The organism is Parvibaculum indicum (genome assembly GCF_011762095.1).
GTDB lineage: Bacteria > Pseudomonadota > Alphaproteobacteria > Parvibaculales > Parvibaculaceae > Parvibaculum > Parvibaculum indicum.
On record NZ_JAASQO010000009.1, the window covers coordinates 90469 to 106257 of the forward strand.

Genomic DNA, 15789 nt, shown 5'->3' on the forward strand with positions numbered 1-15789 from the left:
TTGCCATCAATGGAAGTGTGATATGTCCTTTCCTCGGGACGAAAGCACCCTCAGGCCATACGGGGTTTCACCGTGGACAAGAGTTCTCTCGAGGCCCGACGCATCCTGCTGATCATCGGCGGAGGCATCGCGGCCTATAAATGCCTGGACCTGATCCGACGTCTGCGCGAACGCGGGGCGAGCGTACGCGCCATCATGACTGGCGCGGCGCATGAATTCGTCACACCGCTTTCCGTCTCCAGCCTGACGGGTGAAAAGGTCTTTACCGATCTCTTCGACCTCACCGACGAGGCGGAGATGGGACATATCGAGCTTTCCCGCGATGCCGACCTGCTGCTCGTCGCCCCTGCTACCGCCGACCTGATGGCGCGCATGGCCGGGGGGCTGGCGAACGACCTCGCCACCACGGCACTTCTGGCCACCGACAAGCCGGTGCTGATCGCGCCCGCCATGAATGTGCGCATGTGGGAACATGCTGCCACCCAGCGCAACATTGCCACGCTGGCGCAGGACGGCATTTCCTTCGTCGGCCCGAATGAAGGCGATATGGCCTGCGGCGAGTTCGGTCCCGGCCGCATGGCGGAGCCAATGGAAATTGTCGGCGCCGTGGAAGCCCATTTCGGCGAAGCCGCCTTTGCCGCGGACCAACCGCTCAAGGGCCTCAAGGCGCTTGTGACATCCGGTCCGACGCATGAACCCATCGACCCGGTGCGCTACATCGCCAATCGTTCCTCCGGCAAGCAGGGCCATGCCATTGCCGCCGCGCTCGCGACGCTCGGCGCCGAGACGGTGCTTGTTGCCGGCCCGACGGCGACGCCCGATCCGGCAGGCGTGAGCGTGCGTCATGTGGAAACGGCGGATGAAATGCTCGCGGCCTGCGAAGCGGCACTGCCCGCCGATATCGCCATCTGCGCCGCCGCCGTCGCCGACTGGCGCGTCGAAGCGAGCGCCGAGCAGAAGATGAAGAAGAAAAACGGCGAAGACGGGCTGCACCTGAAGCTGAAACAGAACCCGGACATCCTGGCGACGCTGTCCGCGCTCAAGGGCAGGAAGCGGCCGCGCCTTGTCGTCGGGTTTGCGGCGGAGACCGAAAAGGTCATCGAACACGCAACCGACAAGCGGATGCGCAAGGGCTGCGACTGGATCGTCGCAAACGACGTGTCGCCCGCCACCGGAATCATGGGCGGCGACGACAATCTGGTTCACATCATCACCGCGGAGGGCGCCGAGGACTGGCCGCGCGCCAGCAAGCGCGATGTCGCCCGGCGCCTGGCGCACCGCGTCGCCGATCATTTCAGGAAAGGGAAGTCCGCCACATGAATCCCGAGATCGACGTGAAGGTGTGTCAGCTCGATCATGCCGAAGGCCTGCCGCTGCCGCGCTACGAAACGACCGGCGCAGCGGGCATGGATCTTCTCGCCGCCCTGCCCGAGACCGGCCACGCGGTGCTTGAGCCCGGCAAACGCATGATGGTGCCGACGGGACTTGCCATTGCGCTGCCGGAAGGGTTCGAGGCGCAGATACGCCCGCGCTCGGGCCTTGCCGCCAAGCAGGGCGTCACCGTTCTCAATACGCCGGGAACGGTCGATTGCGACTATCGCGGCGAAGTGAAGGTCATTCTCGTCAATCTCGGGGAAGACCCCGTGACGATCGAACGCGGCATGCGCATCGCCCAGATGGTGATCGCGCCAGTGACGCGGGCACGGCTTCGCCGGGTCGAGTCGCTGGACGAAACGGACCGCGGCGCCGGCGGCTTCGGCTCCACAGGTACGAAGTGAGGGGACATGTAATGAGGGAGGGCAAGTGCATATGCTGAGACTGTCGAAGAAGACATGGCTGGCGCTGGAAGCGGTAGTGGATGTCGCTATCAATGCGCGGCCCGACCCGGTTCAGTCGAAGGAAATCACCCAGAGGCAGGGCATTCCGCAGCGCTATCTGGAGCAGGTCATGCAACAGCTCGTGCATGCCAGTATCCTGAAAGGCGTGCGCGGCCCGCGCGGGGGTTATACGCTGGCGCGTGAGCGGCGGCGGATCACGGCGGGCGAAGTCGTTCGTGTGGTCGGCGCGATGGAAGCGTCCGACGAACCGGCGACCGAAAGCCCCTCCGTCCTCAGCCAGCGCGTGATCGCACCGCTTTGGGAGGAAGTGCAGGCGGAAGTCATGGAAAAGCTCGACGCCGTTACCATCGAGGATCTGTGCCGCAAGGCGGAGGCCACCGGCGTGGGCGCAGAGACGCCCAGCGCCGATTTCACCATCTAATTGAAAAGCCCCGGGAGGCTCCAATGAGCGCAGAAAACAAGCCAGGACGCGGACGCATCTATAACGACATCACCGAAACGATAGGCAACACGCCGCTGGTACGCCTCAACAAGCTGGCCAAAGAGGCCGGCGCGCAGGCCGACATCCTGCTGAAGCTGGAGTTTTTCAATCCGCTTGCCAGCGTGAAGGACCGTATCGGCGTCGCCATGATCGAGGCGCTGGAGAAGGCGGGCAAGATCAACGAGAACACCGTCATCATCGAGCCGACCTCCGGCAATACGGGCATCGCGCTTGCCTTTGTCTGCGCGGCCAAGGGCTACAAGCTCGTTCTCTGCATGCCGGAAAGCATGTCGATCGAGCGGCGCAAGATGCTGGCGCTGCTGGGCGCTCAGCTTGAGCTCACGCCGCCCGAAAAGGGCATGAAAGGCGCCATTGCGCGCGCCGAGGAGCTGATGGCGCAGAACCCCAATTCGGTGATGCCGCAGCAGTTCGACAATCCGGCCAATCCGGAAATCCATCGCAAGACGACGGCGGAGGAAATCTGGAACGACACCGACGGCAAGGTGGACGCGGTGATTTCCGGCGTCGGCACGGGCGGCACGTTCACCGGCGTCGGCTCGGTGCTGAAAGCACGCAAGCCCGAGCTGAAAATGATTGCCGTGGAGCCGGAAGACAGCCCCGTGCTTTCCGGCGGCCAGCCCGGGCCGCACAAGATCCAGGGTATCGGCGCAGGCTTCGCGCCGGGCAATCTGGACAGCGCCCTGATCGACGAGGTCATCACCATCGGCAATGAAAACGCCTTCGATCATGCCCGGCGCGTGGCGAAGGAAGAGGGCGTACCTTGCGGCATTTCCTCAGGCGCGGCGATTGCCGCGGCGCTGGAAGTTGCCACGCGCCCGGAGATGAAGGGCAAGACCATCGTGGTCATCATCCCGTCTTTCGCGGAACGCTACCTCTCCACGCCGCTGTTCGACGGCCTTTGAGCCAACTGTCTTCGGAACTCGAAAGCCCCCGGTTACCCGCCGGGGGCTTTTTCGTGTCAGGGGGTTTTTCCTGCCCGCTCGGGCAACGCCAGATCGCCCGGCGCGCCGGGGCCCGGCTCGACGCTCATCTCGCGCGGGTCCAGCGGTTCGCCGCATTCGGCACAGACCATGATGCCCTGGGTGACGTGACCGCATGTCCGGTGACGGCGCTGCATGGGCGCGCCTTCCGGGCCGGACATGTAGCGATCGCCCCAATCCAGCAGCGCGATCAGCGCCGGATGAAGAGCCAGCCCCTTCTCGGTCAGGCGGTACTCCTCGCGGCGGGGCCGTTCCTGATAAGGCACTTTTGCCAACACGCCCGCTTCCGTGAGTTTCTTCAGCCGGTCGGCCAGCACGTGGCGCGCAATACCGAGCCGCGCCTCGAATTGCTCGAAACGGCGGACGCCCAGAAAACAGTCGCGGATCACGAGCAATGTCCAGCGGTCGCCGATCACCGACAGGGTGCGGGCGAGCGAGCAAGGCTGGCGGTCGAGTTCTTCCCATCTCATGGATTGCAGCTTGACAGGTTCCTTTTCGGAACTCAATCTGGCTATCAGTTCGAAAAAAGAACTTAATTCCTGGAAGGGAGGTGGCAATGAGCGACCGAAAAGCCGCGCTGATCGTCGGCGCGGGCGATGCCACGGGCGGCGCCATCGCCAAACGGTTCGCGCGCGAAGGCTATGCGACCTGCATCACGCGCCGGTCCATCGACAAGCTGCAGCCGCTGGTACAGGAGATCGAGCAGGCGGGTGGCGAGGCGCACCCTTGCGCCTGCGATGCGCGGTCGGAGGACGAAACCATCGACCTTTTTGCGCATGTCGAGCGCGAGGTCGCCCCCATCGAGGTCATGGTCTTCAATATCGGCGCCAATGTGTTTTTCCCCATCACCGAAACGACGGCGCGGGTCTATCGCAAGGTCTGGGAGATGGCGGGTTTCGCCGGGTTCCTTGCAGGCCGCGAGGCGGCAAAGGCGATGATCCCGCGCGGGCACGGTACGATCATCTTTACCGGTGCGACGGCGAGCCTTCGCGGCGGTGCGGGGTTCTCCGCCTTCGCAGGCGCCAAATTCGCCCTGCGCGCCCTTGCCCAGAGCATGGCGCGCGAACTCGGCCCCAAAGGCATTCACGTAGCGCACTCGATCATCGACGGCGCCATCGACACGCAATGGATTGCCGAGAATTTTCCCGAGCGCTACGCGCTGAAGGAGGAAGGCGGCATCCTCGATCCCGAGCATATCGCCGATGCCTACTGGTATCTTCACTGCCAGCCGCGCGATGCCTGGACGCATGAACTCGACCTGCGCCCCTGGATGGAAAAATTCTGATCTCCGAAGGACACGCATCATGATGAAACATGTCGAATTCCATTTCGACTTCGGCAGCCCCAATGCCTATCTCGCGCACAAGATCGTGCCGGAGATCGAAGCGCGAACCGGCGTCCCCTTCACCTATGTACCGGTGCTGCTCGGCGGCATCTTCAAGGCCACCAACAATGTTTCGCCCATGGTCGCCAATCAAGGCATCCTCAACAAGGGTGCGTACCAGGCGCTGGAAATGCGGCGCTTCATCGAAAAGCATGGGCTGACAGCCTTCCGCTTCAACGAGCATTTTCCGGTCAACACGCTGCAGATCATGCGCGGCGCCATTGCCGCGGAGATGGAAGGCGGGCTGTCGCCCTATGTCGAGGCGGTGATGGCGGCGATGTGGGAACAATCGAAGAAGATGGACGATCCGGAAACCATCCGCGCGGTGCTGGACGAGGCGGGGCTCGACGGGAGGCATATGGCGGAGCGCATTCAGGACCCGGCGGTAAAAGCAAAGCTCGTTGCGAATACGGAGGATAGCGTGGCGCGTGGCGCTTTCGGTATTCCTACCTTCTTCGTCGACGGCGAGATTTATTTCGGCAAGGACAGTTTGCGCGACGTCGAAGACGCCATCGCCGCCGGTTAGGATAGAGGATCAGTTCCATGAGTGTATCGACCACGGATCTCGCGCCGGTCTTTTCGCATGACGGCCAAGGCTGGCATCCGCGCCGCGAGGCTCAGGGCCCGTTCGGCGGCATGCATGGCGGCGCGGCAAGCGCGCTTGCCGTCGGCGAAATGGAAATCACGGCAGCGACACGCGGGCTCGGCGCACTCGTCTCGGCGCATGTCTATCTGTTGCGTCCCCTACCCCTCACCGAAATCGAAAGCCGGATGACGCCCGTGCGCGAAGGCGGTCGCATAGCGGTTCTGGAAAACGAACTCCATGCCGACGGCAAGCTGCAAACCAAAGCGGTTGCCTGTTTCCAGCGGCCGGCGACGATTGACGGCTTGCCGGGGGCTCCGAAAGACCCCGTCTTCGATCCGGAGAGCTTTTCCGCCTGGGAGATGCCGGAATTCTTCGCCCAGAACACGCAACAGGGCTTTCTCGATCTCGTGGATATTCGCGACACGCATCATGAAGACGGCACGCGCGCGAAATGGTTTCGCCTCCACCGGCCTTTCCATTCAGCGCCCACGCCCTTTTCCGATGCCATGGCCGTGGCGGATGTCTCGACCCTCTTCACCGTGACCGATAGCGGCACGCGGCCCAATGCGGCGGGCTGGCCCAATGCCGATCTCTCATTCCACCTTTCCCGCATGCCGCAGGGCGAATGGATCGGCGTCGCCCAGCGCGGCGACTGGTGGGGCGACGGGCGCGGCTTCACCGAGTCCGAGATTTTCGACATTTACGGACGTATCGGACGGTCCTGCCAAAGCGCCGTGCTGTTGCCCTTGCCCGAATAAGCGTCCGCCTCCATTTGACAGAAACCCCGGAGCATGGCCCTTAAGGGCGTGGAGGCGCAGGAATGGCACTGACGGACGAACAGCTCGAACGCTATGCTCGGCACATTGTGCTCAAGGAAATCGGCGGACCGGGCCAGCAGAGACTTCTGAACGCGAAAGTGCTGGTCATCGGCGCGGGCGGGCTCGGCTCGCCCTGCCTGATGTATCTCGCGGCGGCGGGCGTCGGCACGCTGGGCGTGATCGACAATGACGAGGTGTCACTGTCCAATCTTCAGCGTCAGATCATCCATGGCACGAAAGATGTGAACCGCCCCAAGACCGAAAGCGCGGCGGATGCCATTGCGCGCATCAACCCGGATGTCACTTTCCATCAGCATACGGAGCGGCTGACGGCGAACAATGCGCGGGACATCGTTTCGCAATACGACATCGTGGCCGATGGCTGCGATAATTTCGAAACGCGCTTCGTCGTGAACGACGCCTGCTACTTCGCGAAAGTGCCGCTCGTCTCCGCCGCGGTCGGCCAGTTCGAAGGACAGGTTGCGACCTTCAAGGCGTTTGAGAGAGACGCGGACGGCAGGCCGATGCCGAACTATCGCGACTTCATCGGCGAGACGCCCGAGCCGGGGTCGGTGCCGACCTGCGAGGAAGCGGGCATACTCGGCGCGCTTACCGGCGTGATCGGTTCGCTGCAGGCGCTTGAAGTCATCAAGGAGATTACCGGCGCGGGGACAAGTCTTGCCGGCAGGCTTCTTATCTACGATGCACTGGATACGCGCTTCCGCACGGTGAAGCTCAAATGGGATCCCAGGAACCCGCTGACGGGCGAAAATCCGACGATCACATGATGGCCGGGATAACCCGATCCGGTGGACGGTGCCCGTCCATGAAGGTCTTGATATTGACGATGACCTTGCCGCCCATCTCCATCCGGCCCTCGATGGTGGAGGAGCTCATATGCGGCAGCAGCACCACATTGCCAAGGCCGAGAAGGCGCGGGTTCACGGCGGGCTCATGTTCGAAGACATCCAGCCCCGCGCCCGCGATCTCGCCGCCTTCCAGCGCGCGGACCAGCGCGTTCTCGTCGATGATCTCGCCGCGCGCCGTATTCACGATATAGGCCTCGGGCTTCATCAGCTTCAGGCGGCGCGTATCGAGCATGTGGAAGGTCTGCGGCGTATGCGGGCAATGCAGCGTCACGATGTCGACCTTGGCGAGCATCGCATCGAGGTCTTCCCAATAGGTGGCGCCCAGTTCCTGCTCGATGACCTGATTGGCAGGTTTGCGGTTGTGATAGTGGATCTCGAGGCCGAAGGCCCGCGCCCGTCGCGCAACCGCCTGACCGATCCGGCCCATGCCGATAATGCCCAGGCGCTTGCCGGTAATGCGGCGGCCCAGCATCCATGACGGCGACCAGCCCGGCCATTTGCCGTCATGGTCCCGCAGGTAGCGCGCACCCTCCGACAGGCGGCGCGGCACGGCGAGAATGAGCGCCATGGCCATGTCGGCCGTGTCGTCGGTCAGCACGCCGGGTGTATTGGTTACCGTAATCCCGCGGCGACGGGCACTTTCCACATCGATATTGTCGACGCCCGTCCCGAACTGCGCGATGAGGCGGAGCTTTTCGCCTGCATGTCCGAGCAGACGCCCGTCGATCCGGTCCGTCACGGTCGGCACCAGAACCTCGGCCTGGGCGATCGCGTCGGCCAGTTCCTGCTGGGACATGGGGTGATCGTCTCCATTCAACCGGACATCGAACAATTCCGACATGCGCTGCTCGATCTGCTCGGGCAATTTGCGGGTAACGATGACAAGCGGTTTATTGACGGTCATTCGGACGATGCTCCGGCGGAAGGCACCCTGACGCGGCGCCTGCGATCACAAGGGAAGCGGGAATTTCTGTTTACCAGAGGGGCCCGTCCCGCACCAAGCGCGTTCTCCGCTTAACTCACCGTCATCCGGGCCGACGCCGCTTGACCTGAGGCAGGCCAGATTGCCAAATACCGACTCGGGCCTCCGAAACAAGATGCGGAACAGTAAAATTACCGGACCCCTTTCTCGCCTGACCGCCTTGCGCCTTGCCGCTGCGGGTGCCGTCAGCCTTGCGATAGTGCTCAGCGCCATGACGGTCGCCCTGGCAGAAGAGGGGGTAAAGGAAACCTTTATCCCGGCGCAGGAGCCGGTGCCGGTCACGCATGAACCGGGCTCGGCCACGGGATTGCCCGTGCCGCGTTTCGTCAGTCTGAAATCGGGTCACGCCAATCTGCGCCGCGGGCCGGGAACCGACTATCCGGTGGACTGGGTGTTCGTGCGCCGACGCATGCCGCTTGAAATCATTGCCGAAACAAGCCGCTGGCGCAAAGTCCGCGACGCGGACGGCGATGTGGGCTGGATCTGGCATTCCATGCTGGACGGGCGGCGAACCGCCCTCATTCTGGAAGACAGGAGCGGCTTGCCGGTGCCCATTCTGGACGAACCGACCTCCAACGCCGCCATCGTGGCCTATGCCGACACGAACGTGCTTGCGCGCCTCAAGAGCTGTCAGGGCGCCTGGTGCCGCATCGAGGCCCAGGGTTATGAGGGCTATGTGGCAAGGACACGCCTGTGGGGCGTCTATCCCAACGAGGATTTCGACTGACCCTTCTTGCGGGAGAAGCCGTCAGGCGAGATCGCCCGCCAACGCCTCGCGAACGTCCTTCGGTATCATCGCGATGTGACCGTAATTCTCATGCGAGATCACGAGCGAGACCTCGACCGAGGGATCCTTGAACTTCGCGGCCTGTTCGTCGGTGAGCGGGAAGTGCAGAAAATGAACCGAGGAGGTCTTGCCGTCCGCCGTGGTGCGTTCGACGTCCTGCTCCGGCACGGCCTTGGCGCGCTCGCCGCCAATATCGACGAACATGAAATCCTCGACATGAGCCAGACGCCGCAGCTCCTTGTCGCGCTGCACGGGATCGTTGATCTCGAACATGACCGTCGCAACGAGTTCCCGCCCATTGGGGATCAGCGGATTATAGGCCGCCAGTTCGTCGGCGATCTGTTCCTCGCCGCCCTTTTCGATGTAAAGCATCTCGTGGATCTGCTGAAACATCGTGTCGTAGTTTTCGAAATAGAAGGTGCAGAAAGCTCCGACGCCCAGACGGCGCGTCCGCTTCATCTCGGCGCTTTTGGTGCGACGCTCCTTGCGCTGGGCAGCATAGGTTTCCAGCGGCAGAATGTCGTCGCGCGTAATTTCCCTTTTCTGTGCGGTCATTTTCCTGTCCTGCTCATTTATCTCGCGGGGTTTCCCGGCCTTCAGAGAAGTCCCCAGGCCCGCGCCATGATCTCGATCGGATGCTGCGCGGAAGGCGGCGTGGCGTCGTCCATCCCGTCGATTTCCTGAACGAGATGCTTGCCCGCCAGCGGGCAGTCCGAGGTCACATATTTATTGCCGGTCTTGTTGACGTTGCGCGCCGCCGTCTTGCCGACCTTCATCGCGGTTTCGAAGGTTTCCTTCATCACGCCGAAGGTCCCGCCATGGCCGGAACAACGCTCCACCACATCCACCTTGATCTCGGGAATGAGTTTCAGCATCTCGACCGATTTTGCGCCCATATTCTGAGCCCGTGCGTGGCAGGCGAGATGCGCGCTGACCCCGCCATCGACAGGGGTCAGGCCGGGTGCGAGGCCTTCGTTTTTCGCGATGTCGACCACATATTCGTCGATGTCGCGGGTGGCGGCGGCGAGTTTCTTCACATCCGGGTCGTCAGGCAGGATGAGCGGCCATTCCAGTTTGAACATCAGCCCGCATGAGGCGGTCAATGTGATGATGTCATAGCCCTTGTCGATCCACTTGCCCATATCCCTGGCGACCTTGCGGGCCTGGTCGGCGACCCTGGCAATATCGCCCTGTTCGAGGAAGGGCATGCCGCAGCAGCCGGGATAGGCAACCTCGGTTTCCACACCGTTATGCGCGAGCACCTTGCGGGCCGCTTCGCCGACATGCGGGTTGTTGTAGTTCACGAAACAGGTCGCAAAGATCGCGGCCTTGCGGCCCTTGGCCGGCGCGTCCTTCGGCACGGCCTCGCCCGATGCGTCCTGCGCCCTGGCGCGCATGGTGAAGGTCTTGCCGTAGAATTTGGGCAGTTCGGCGCGGCGGTCGATCCCGGCCACCGCTTCGAGCGCCGGGCGCGCCAGCTTGTTCGACGTCGAGGAGCCCCAATTGGCCAGCCCGGAGACCGGCGCGGCCAGCTTGCCGTTGCGGTCGGTCTGGGCGAGCTGTCTTTGCGTGAAGGGGAAGCCTTCGCGTTTTGCTTCCGCTGCGCGGTAACGCAGCATCAGATGGGGAAAATCGAGATTGAATTCATGCGGGGGCACATAGGGGCATTTCGTCATGAAGCACATGTCGCAAAGCGTGCAGGCTTCGACGACAGGGCCGAAATCCTCCGACTTCACTTCATCGAGTTCGCCGGTGGGCGATTCATCGATCAGATCGAAAAGACGGGGAAAACTGTCGCAAAGATTGAAGCAGCGGCGGCAACCGTGACAGATATCGAAAACCCGGCGCAGCTCTTCGTCGAGCTTGTCTAGATCGTAGAAATCGGGATTGTGCCAATCCAGCGGATGGCGGGTCGGCGCTGCGGTGCTGCCTTCGGTCATGTCCTGCCCCTGTTTTGCGACACGCGATCGCCGCCGCTCCTCATCTTTTTCGCGGCGGACAGAAAAAAGGGGAGGCAGCGTCGTCCGCCGCCTCTCCCCTCACATCCTGTCAGTCGTCCAGACCGTCCAGCGCCTTCTGGAAACGGCCGGCATGGCTCTTTTCGGCCTTGGCCAGCGTTTCGAACCAGTCGGCGATCTCGTCGAAGCCTTCCTCGCGGGCCGTGCGGGCCATACCCGGATACATGTCGGTGTATTCGTGGGTTTCGCCGGCGATGGCGGCCTTGAGGTTGGCGTCGGTGTTGCCGATCGGCTCGCCCGTTGCCGGGTCGCCGACTTCCTCGAGGAATTCGAGATGGCCATGCGCGTGGCCCGTTTCGCCTTCCGCCGTGGAGCGGAACACGGCAGCCACATCGTTGTAGCCTTCGACGTCGGCCTTCTGGGCGAAATAGAGATAGCGGCGGTTGGCCTGGCTTTCACCCGAGAAAGCCTCCTTCAGATTGTCCATTGTCTTGGAACCAGCAAGCGATGCCATGATCTTTCCTCACCTGTTTGGCGGCCGGAGAAGCTGGGATGCAGGCTCCGGCGCCCTGAACCAGTTATGCCGAATAACGGCCCTTCCCCCTGCTGCCGGTTGTCCGGCGGCGGCCGGGCATAGGGCGTTCGGGGGATGCACAGGCGAATCTAGAACGCTCCCAAGACCCCGTCAATTAATTAGACAGTATCTAAAGAACGCTATAAGCGATTGTTTTTGCGATTAGTTCTTAATTGAGCGAGGCCTAGCGGTCGCCATCCGTGCTCTGCGAAGCGCCCTGAAGGCGGACGATCACGTCGACCCGGGCGATATCCGTACCTTCCGGCGCGGAAGGCAGGCGCTCGATCCCGATCTCCTCGCCGGAGATGTCCATCAGACGCCCATCATCCTCGAAGAAGAAATGATGGTGGTCGTCGACATTCGTGTCGAAATAGGTCCGCGAGGAGTCGACCACGACCTCCCGAAGCAGACCGGCTTCGGTGAACTGGTGCAGCGTGTTGTAGACCGTGGCCAGAGACACGCTCACACCGGCCTTCTGGGCCTCCTCATGGAGTGCCTCGGCGGTGACGTGGCGGTCGCCGCCATCGAAGAGCAGGCGGCCGAGAGCCAGCCGCTGGCGCGTGGGGCGCAATCCGGACGACCGCAGCCTCGACAGGGTCTGCGCGTAGGGCCTCTCCTGCGTATCAGGGGTCAAATGCGCCATATTCTCTCTCGCACTCACATGCAGTTTGTAATCGTTACAAGAAAATGTGGTCGCGTCATGCTTTTGTCAAGGGCGGCGCCGAATCGTGCGGCCATGAGCACAAGCATGTCTTTGCGCCGGTGGCGGGGTATGTTACGAAGCAAAAAAGACAGGGAGCGGGGCCGTTTAGCAGGCGGTGCCCAGTCAGCAATCCGGTCCGGCCTGACAGTGCCCCGGCCCATGCGGCAGGCAAGTCACGATCAGGCAAGCGGCCAGTTTCGAGCAGATGGGAATGGCGGAGCAGAAGTCGGCTTACAGTTACGAAGACCTCCTGGAATGCAGTCACGGCCGTATGTTCGGCCCGGGCAACCCGCAATTGCCGCTGCCGCCCATGCTGATGGTCGACCGCATCTCTCATATCAGCGATGAGGGCGGCGAACACGGCAAGGGCCAGATCCTTGCCGAATTCGACATCAAGCCGGATCTCTGGTTCTTCGATTGCCACTTCGAGGGCGACCCGGTGATGCCGGGCTGCCTCGGGCTCGACGGCATGTGGCAGCTCCTCGGTTTCTTTCTCGGCTGGGTCGGCGGCAAGGGCAAGGGCCGCGCGCTCGGCGTGGGCGAGGTGAAATTCTCCGCCATGGTGACGCCCGCCATCAAAAAGATCGAATACAAGATCAACCTGAAGCGCGTCATCAACCGCAAGCTCGTGCTCGGCGTGGCCGACGGCATCATCAAGGCCGACGGCGAGGTCGCCTTCACGATCAGCGACATGAAAGTGGGATTGTTCGGCGCGGATGAGCAGCCTGCCTGACGGCGGCGGTCGCGGAACAGAATGTGATCCTCAAGAAAGAGAGGCTGCCATGAGACGGGTCGTCGTCACAGGCATGGGTATCATCAGCAGTATCGGGAACAACTCGCAGGAGGTCCTGTCGAGCCTCAGGGATGCGCGCTCGGGCATCGTGAAAGCGGAGGACTATGAACGCCTCGGCTTCAAGAGCCAGGTGCATGGCAGCCTGAAGGTAAACCCCGACGAGATCGTGGACCGGCGCGCGCGCCGCTTCATGGGCGACGGCGCGGCCTATGCCTGCGCGGCCATGGAGCAGGCCATCCAGGACGCCGGTCTCGAAGAGAGCGATGTGAGCAATCCGCGCACCGGCCTCATCGTCGGGTCGGGCGGCCCGTCCACCAAGGCCATCGTACAGGCTGCCGACACGACCCGCGCGGAAGGCAAGGGCCCCAAGCGCGTCGGTCCGTTCGCCGTTCCCAAGGCGATGTCCTCCACATGCTCGGCCAATCTTTCGACCTGGTACAAGACCAAGGGCGTGAACTATTCGATCAGCTCGGCCTGTTCCACCAGCGCCAATTGCATCGGCAATGCCGCGGAGATGATCCAGTGGGGCAAGCAGGACATGATGTTCGCCGGCGGCGGCGAAGAGCTCGACTGGACGCTGTCGGTGCTGTTCGACGCGATGGGCGCCATGTCGTCGAAATTCAACGCAACGCCTGACAAGGCAAGCCGCGCCTATGACAAGGACCGCGACGGTTTCGTCATTACCGGCGGCGGCGGCATCCTGGTGCTCGAAGAGCTGGAACACGCCAAGGCGCGCGGCGCGAAGATCTACGCCGAAATCGTCGGCTATGGCGCCACGGCGGACGGCGCGGATATGGTCGCGCCCTCTGGCGAAGGCGCAGTGCGCTGCATGGAGCTTGCGCTGCAGGATGTGAAGGGCAAGGTCGACTACATCAATCCGCATGCGACCTCGACGCCTGTCGGCGACGTGCCGGAAGTGAGGGCAATCCAGGAAGTCTTCGGCAAGGACATGCCGCCCATCAGCGCCACCAAGTCGCTGACCGGCCATGCGCAGGGCGCGGCGGGTGTTCATGAGGCGATCTACACGCTGCTGATGATGAAGAACGGCTTCATCGCGGAAAGCGCGAATATCGAGGAAATCGATCCCGAACTGGCGGATGCGAATATCGTCCGCTCCCGGATCGACAATGCCGACATCAATATCGCCATGTCGAACAGCTTCGGCTTCGGCGGCACCAACGCTTCGCTCGTCTTCCAGCGCTATGACGCTTGAGACGCGGCGACATGAAGTTTGAGTAGGGGGATGGACCGCGCCTTGCGGCGGGGCCAGTAATTATCGGGTCGGGGATGCTATGCCAGACAAGGGACACAAGACGGACGAGACGCTACAGCTCTCCGGCGAACTCATGAAGGGCCGTCGCGGCCTCATCATGGGCGTCGCAAACGATCATTCGATCGCCTGGGGCATCGCCCGTACGCTCGCCATGCACGGGGCGGAACTGGCCTTCACCTATCAGGGCGACAGCTTCGGCCGCCGCGTGAAGCCGCTGGCGGAGTCCGTAGGCTCAAACATCGTGCTGTCCTGCGACGTGACGGACGATGCGTCGATGGACGAAGTATTCGCCACGCTGAAGAAGGAGTGGGGCTCGCTCGATTTCGTGGTTCATGCCATCGCGCATTCCGACAAAAGCGAACTCAAGGGCCGATATGTGAACACGACCCGGGAGAACTTCCTGCGGACGATGGACATTTCCTGCTACTCCTTCACCGCGATCGCGCATCGGGCGAGCGAACTGATGACGAATGGCGGGTCCATGGTGACGCTCACCTATGACGGCGCCCAGCGCGTCATGCCCAATTACAATGTGATGGGCGTCGCCAAGGCGGCGCTGGAAGCGAGCGTGCGCTATCTCGCCGCCGATCTCGGCCGCGACGGCATCCGCGTCAATGCGATCTCCGCGGGTCCCATGCGCACGCTGGCAGGCTCCGCGGTCGGCGATGCGCGGTTCGTGTTCAAGTGGAACAAGCAGCATGCCGCGCTGAAGGAGTCGATCGAGCTCGACCATGTGGGCGGTGCCGGTCTCTACCTGCTGAGCGATCTGGCCGCTCGGGTCACGGGCGAAATCCACTATGTGGATGCCGGCTACAACGTGATCGGCATGCCGCGCACCGACGATCTGCGCGAAGCGGCGGAACAGGAAAACGGCGGCGCGCCGACCAAGGGCGAGAAGGACGCGGCCAAGCTCACCAGCAAGTGAGCCCCGGCCGCTCGCCCCGCTTGTCCATCGATCCGGCGCATCAATCCATCTCGACGATGTCGAAGGTGGATTCCAGAATCGGGTAGGGGAAGACGATCCGGTAACGACCGTCCTGCAACCATTCGACAACGCCCACCCGATCCTGCATCTGCGGATCGGTAATTCCGCCTTCGGGACCGGAATAATCCCGCGCGGGGCCCGAATGATCCTTGTTCGGGGCAGCAAGCAGCACCCATTTTGTGTCGGTCATCGGATAGAGATAGCCGGTCATACGCTGTGACCCGCTGGTCTTTTCAAAGAAGAGACGGCCGTCGGGCATCCTCTTCACGCCGCATTCGAACCAGCCGTAAATGACCGCCGAACCGATGGGGCCGCCGACCTTGACGGTGCGGCAGCGATAGTCCCGAACGAGCATGTTGGCGGGAAGCGTCCGCGTGTCCTCACCAAGGAGTGCTTTCACATGGGTCAGATCCTGCGGAGCGGCACGGACTTTCGCCTCGTCGAGGCCCTGGCCGATGGCTTCGGCCATGCGCGACAGCCTGTCCTTATCGAACGCGGTGATGTGCGTTTTCCAGGCGTCGTAATCCGGCTTGCTTTCCTTTGCCTTGCCGAGTGCTTCCACCGCAAAAGGCGGCGGGGGGCCATCCTTGGTCTTGGCGAGTTTTTCCGCCGCCGCCGGGAAGGCGATCGCAAGGAAGAGAAGGCAAAAGCCGAGCAGACGCAGCATGGAAAGCTCCGGAATGGAAAAGGGGCTCCGCGTCGAAAACGCGGAGCCCCTTATCATGCTGCAAGGTGACGCCGGCGTGAACCGGCGAAC

19 protein-coding genes are annotated in these 15789 nt (G+C 62.7%); 12 read left to right on the plus strand and 7 right to left on the minus strand.

What is annotated here, in order from left to right; translation table 11 throughout:
* The first annotated feature begins 72 nt into the window (after window positions 1-72).
* Genes coaBC through cysK form a run of 4 tightly spaced genes read left to right on the plus strand, consistent with a single transcriptional unit; the run spans window position 73 to window position 3242 of the window.
* Entirely contained in the window at window positions 73-1320 is a 1248-nt protein-coding gene (gene coaBC / locus FHS78_RS12145) for a bifunctional phosphopantothenoylcysteine decarboxylase/phosphopantothenate--cysteine ligase CoaBC (protein WP_167094621.1), read from the plus strand.
* Entirely contained in the window at window positions 1317-1778 is a 462-nt protein-coding gene (gene dut, locus FHS78_RS12150; RefSeq protein ID WP_167094623.1) for a dUTP diphosphatase, read from the plus strand. The genes coaBC and dut overlap by 4 nt, the downstream gene beginning before the upstream one ends.
* 31 nt (window positions 1779-1809) lie before the next feature.
* Complete coding sequence (locus tag FHS78_RS12155; RefSeq protein WP_167094625.1) at window positions 1810-2259, plus strand: RrF2 family transcriptional regulator; 450 nt, start codon at window positions 1810-1812, stop codon at window positions 2257-2259.
* A gap of 23 nt (window positions 2260-2282) precedes the next feature.
* Window positions 2283-3242 carry a cysteine synthase A gene (gene cysK / locus FHS78_RS12160; RefSeq protein ID WP_167094627.1) on the plus strand — a complete coding sequence of 320 codons (960 nt, stop codon included), beginning with the start codon at window positions 2283-2285 and terminating at the stop codon, window positions 3240-3242.
* A gap of 56 nt (window positions 3243-3298) precedes the next feature.
* Here the strand turns inward: cysK and FHS78_RS12165 are convergent, their stop codons facing one another.
* Window positions 3299-3790 carry a winged helix-turn-helix transcriptional regulator gene (locus FHS78_RS12165; protein ID WP_167094629.1) on the minus strand — a complete coding sequence of 164 codons (492 nt, stop codon included), beginning with the start codon at window positions 3788-3790 and terminating at the stop codon, window positions 3299-3301.
* 86 nt (window positions 3791-3876) lie between these two features.
* On the opposite strand from FHS78_RS12165, the gene FHS78_RS12170 reads away from it, so the two are divergent.
* The 4 genes from FHS78_RS12170 (at window position 3877) to FHS78_RS12185 (ending at window position 6896) form a co-directional block, all read left to right on the plus strand.
* The gene (locus tag FHS78_RS12170) at window positions 3877-4605 is read left to right on the plus strand and encodes an SDR family oxidoreductase (protein ID WP_167094631.1); all 729 of its coding nucleotides are present in this window, start codon (window positions 3877-3879) and stop codon (window positions 4603-4605) included.
* Between the two features lie 19 nt (window positions 4606-4624).
* Window positions 4625-5230: a 2-hydroxychromene-2-carboxylate isomerase gene (locus tag FHS78_RS12175; RefSeq protein ID WP_167094633.1), complete on the plus strand. Its 606-nt coding sequence runs from the start codon at window positions 4625-4627 to the stop codon at window positions 5228-5230.
* A gap of 17 nt (window positions 5231-5247) precedes the next feature.
* Window positions 5248-6048, plus strand: a complete 801-nt coding sequence (locus FHS78_RS12180) for a thioesterase family protein (protein WP_167094635.1) — start codon at window positions 5248-5250, stop codon at window positions 6046-6048.
* 62 nt (window positions 6049-6110) lie between these two features.
* Complete coding sequence (locus FHS78_RS12185; protein ID WP_167094637.1) at window positions 6111-6896, plus strand: HesA/MoeB/ThiF family protein; 786 nt, start codon at window positions 6111-6113, stop codon at window positions 6894-6896.
* On the opposite strand, the gene FHS78_RS12190 is transcribed toward FHS78_RS12185, so the two are convergent.
* Complete coding sequence (locus FHS78_RS12190; RefSeq protein ID WP_167094639.1) at window positions 6889-7881, minus strand: 2-hydroxyacid dehydrogenase; 993 nt, start codon at window positions 7879-7881, stop codon at window positions 6889-6891. The two genes, FHS78_RS12185 and FHS78_RS12190, sit on opposite strands and share 8 nt — an antisense overlap.
* Before the next feature lie 193 nt (window positions 7882-8074).
* On the opposite strand from FHS78_RS12190, the gene FHS78_RS12195 reads away from it, so the two are divergent.
* A complete protein-coding gene (locus tag FHS78_RS12195) occupies window positions 8075-8686 on the plus strand; it encodes an SH3 domain-containing protein (RefSeq protein ID WP_167094641.1) in 612 nt (203 codons plus the stop codon).
* Between the two features lie 21 nt (window positions 8687-8707).
* Here FHS78_RS12195 and FHS78_RS12200 read toward each other — a convergent pair whose 3' ends face one another.
* From FHS78_RS12200 to irrA, 4 genes are all read right to left on the minus strand, one after another.
* A complete protein-coding gene (locus tag FHS78_RS12200) occupies window positions 8708-9301 on the minus strand; it encodes a DUF3501 family protein (RefSeq protein ID WP_167094643.1) in 594 nt (197 codons plus the stop codon).
* A gap of 41 nt (window positions 9302-9342) precedes the next feature.
* Entirely contained in the window at window positions 9343-10686 is a 1344-nt protein-coding gene (locus FHS78_RS12205; protein ID WP_167094645.1) for a heterodisulfide reductase-related iron-sulfur binding cluster, read from the minus strand.
* A 109-nt stretch (window positions 10687-10795) separates the two neighbouring features.
* A complete protein-coding gene (locus tag FHS78_RS12210; RefSeq protein ID WP_167094647.1) occupies window positions 10796-11218 on the minus strand; it encodes a rubrerythrin family protein in 423 nt (140 codons plus the stop codon).
* A gap of 244 nt (window positions 11219-11462) precedes the next feature.
* The gene (gene irrA, locus FHS78_RS12215) at window positions 11463-11921 is read right to left on the minus strand and encodes an iron response transcriptional regulator IrrA (RefSeq protein ID WP_167094649.1); all 459 of its coding nucleotides are present in this window, start codon (window positions 11919-11921) and stop codon (window positions 11463-11465) included.
* 271 nt (window positions 11922-12192) lie between these two features.
* Here irrA and fabA point away from each other — a divergent pair, with 271 nt between their 5' ends.
* The 3 genes from fabA (at window position 12193) to fabI (ending at window position 14972) form a co-directional block, all read left to right on the plus strand.
* A complete protein-coding gene (gene fabA, locus FHS78_RS12220) occupies window positions 12193-12714 on the plus strand; it encodes a 3-hydroxyacyl-[acyl-carrier-protein] dehydratase FabA (RefSeq protein ID WP_167094651.1) in 522 nt (173 codons plus the stop codon).
* 49 nt (window positions 12715-12763) lie between these two features.
* Window positions 12764-13987: a beta-ketoacyl-ACP synthase I gene (gene fabB, locus FHS78_RS12225; protein ID WP_167094653.1), complete on the plus strand. Its 1224-nt coding sequence runs from the start codon at window positions 12764-12766 to the stop codon at window positions 13985-13987.
* A 79-nt stretch (window positions 13988-14066) separates the two neighbouring features.
* The gene (gene fabI / locus FHS78_RS12230) at window positions 14067-14972 is read left to right on the plus strand and encodes an enoyl-ACP reductase FabI (RefSeq protein ID WP_167094655.1); all 906 of its coding nucleotides are present in this window, start codon (window positions 14067-14069) and stop codon (window positions 14970-14972) included.
* 40 nt (window positions 14973-15012) lie between these two features.
* Here fabI and FHS78_RS12235 read toward each other — a convergent pair whose 3' ends face one another.
* The gene (locus tag FHS78_RS12235; RefSeq protein ID WP_167094656.1) at window positions 15013-15699 is read right to left on the minus strand and encodes a DUF4893 domain-containing protein; all 687 of its coding nucleotides are present in this window, start codon (window positions 15697-15699) and stop codon (window positions 15013-15015) included.
* Window positions 15700-15789: the final 90 nt, after the last annotated feature.

Bases quoted from the DNA above. Each gene is read 5' to 3' on its own strand.
- dut (WP_167094623.1), top strand. From the start codon at position 1,317: ATGAATCCCGAGATCGACGTGAAGGTGTGTCAGCTCGATCATGCCGAA.
- FHS78_RS12155 (WP_167094625.1), top strand. From the start codon at position 1,810: ATGCTGAGACTGTCGAAGAAGACATGGCTGGCGCTGGAAGCGGTAGTG.
- cysK (WP_167094627.1), top strand. From the start codon at position 2,283: ATGAGCGCAGAAAACAAGCCAGGACGCGGACGCATCTATAACGACATC.
- FHS78_RS12165 (WP_167094629.1), bottom strand. From the start codon at position 3,790: ATGAGATGGGAAGAACTCGACCGCCAGCCTTGCTCGCTCGCCCGCACC.
- FHS78_RS12170 (WP_167094631.1), top strand. From the start codon at position 3,877: ATGAGCGACCGAAAAGCCGCGCTGATCGTCGGCGCGGGCGATGCCACG.
- FHS78_RS12175 (WP_167094633.1), top strand. From the start codon at position 4,625: ATGATGAAACATGTCGAATTCCATTTCGACTTCGGCAGCCCCAATGCC.
- FHS78_RS12180 (WP_167094635.1), top strand. From the start codon at position 5,248: ATGAGTGTATCGACCACGGATCTCGCGCCGGTCTTTTCGCATGACGGC.
- FHS78_RS12185 (WP_167094637.1), top strand. From the start codon at position 6,111: ATGGCACTGACGGACGAACAGCTCGAACGCTATGCTCGGCACATTGTG.
- FHS78_RS12190 (WP_167094639.1), bottom strand. From the start codon at position 7,881: ATGACCGTCAATAAACCGCTTGTCATCGTTACCCGCAAATTGCCCGAG.
- FHS78_RS12195 (WP_167094641.1), top strand. From the start codon at position 8,075: ATGCGGAACAGTAAAATTACCGGACCCCTTTCTCGCCTGACCGCCTTG.
- FHS78_RS12200 (WP_167094643.1), bottom strand. From the start codon at position 9,301: ATGACCGCACAGAAAAGGGAAATTACGCGCGACGACATTCTGCCGCTG.
- FHS78_RS12205 (WP_167094645.1), bottom strand. From the start codon at position 10,686: ATGACCGAAGGCAGCACCGCAGCGCCGACCCGCCATCCGCTGGATTGG.
- FHS78_RS12210 (WP_167094647.1), bottom strand. From the start codon at position 11,218: ATGGCATCGCTTGCTGGTTCCAAGACAATGGACAATCTGAAGGAGGCT.
- irrA (WP_167094649.1), bottom strand. From the start codon at position 11,921: ATGGCGCATTTGACCCCTGATACGCAGGAGAGGCCCTACGCGCAGACC.
- fabA (WP_167094651.1), top strand. From the start codon at position 12,193: ATGGCGGAGCAGAAGTCGGCTTACAGTTACGAAGACCTCCTGGAATGC.
- fabB (WP_167094653.1), top strand. From the start codon at position 12,764: ATGAGACGGGTCGTCGTCACAGGCATGGGTATCATCAGCAGTATCGGG.
- fabI (WP_167094655.1), top strand. From the start codon at position 14,067: ATGCCAGACAAGGGACACAAGACGGACGAGACGCTACAGCTCTCCGGC.
- FHS78_RS12235 (WP_167094656.1), bottom strand. From the start codon at position 15,699: ATGCTGCGTCTGCTCGGCTTTTGCCTTCTCTTCCTTGCGATCGCCTTC.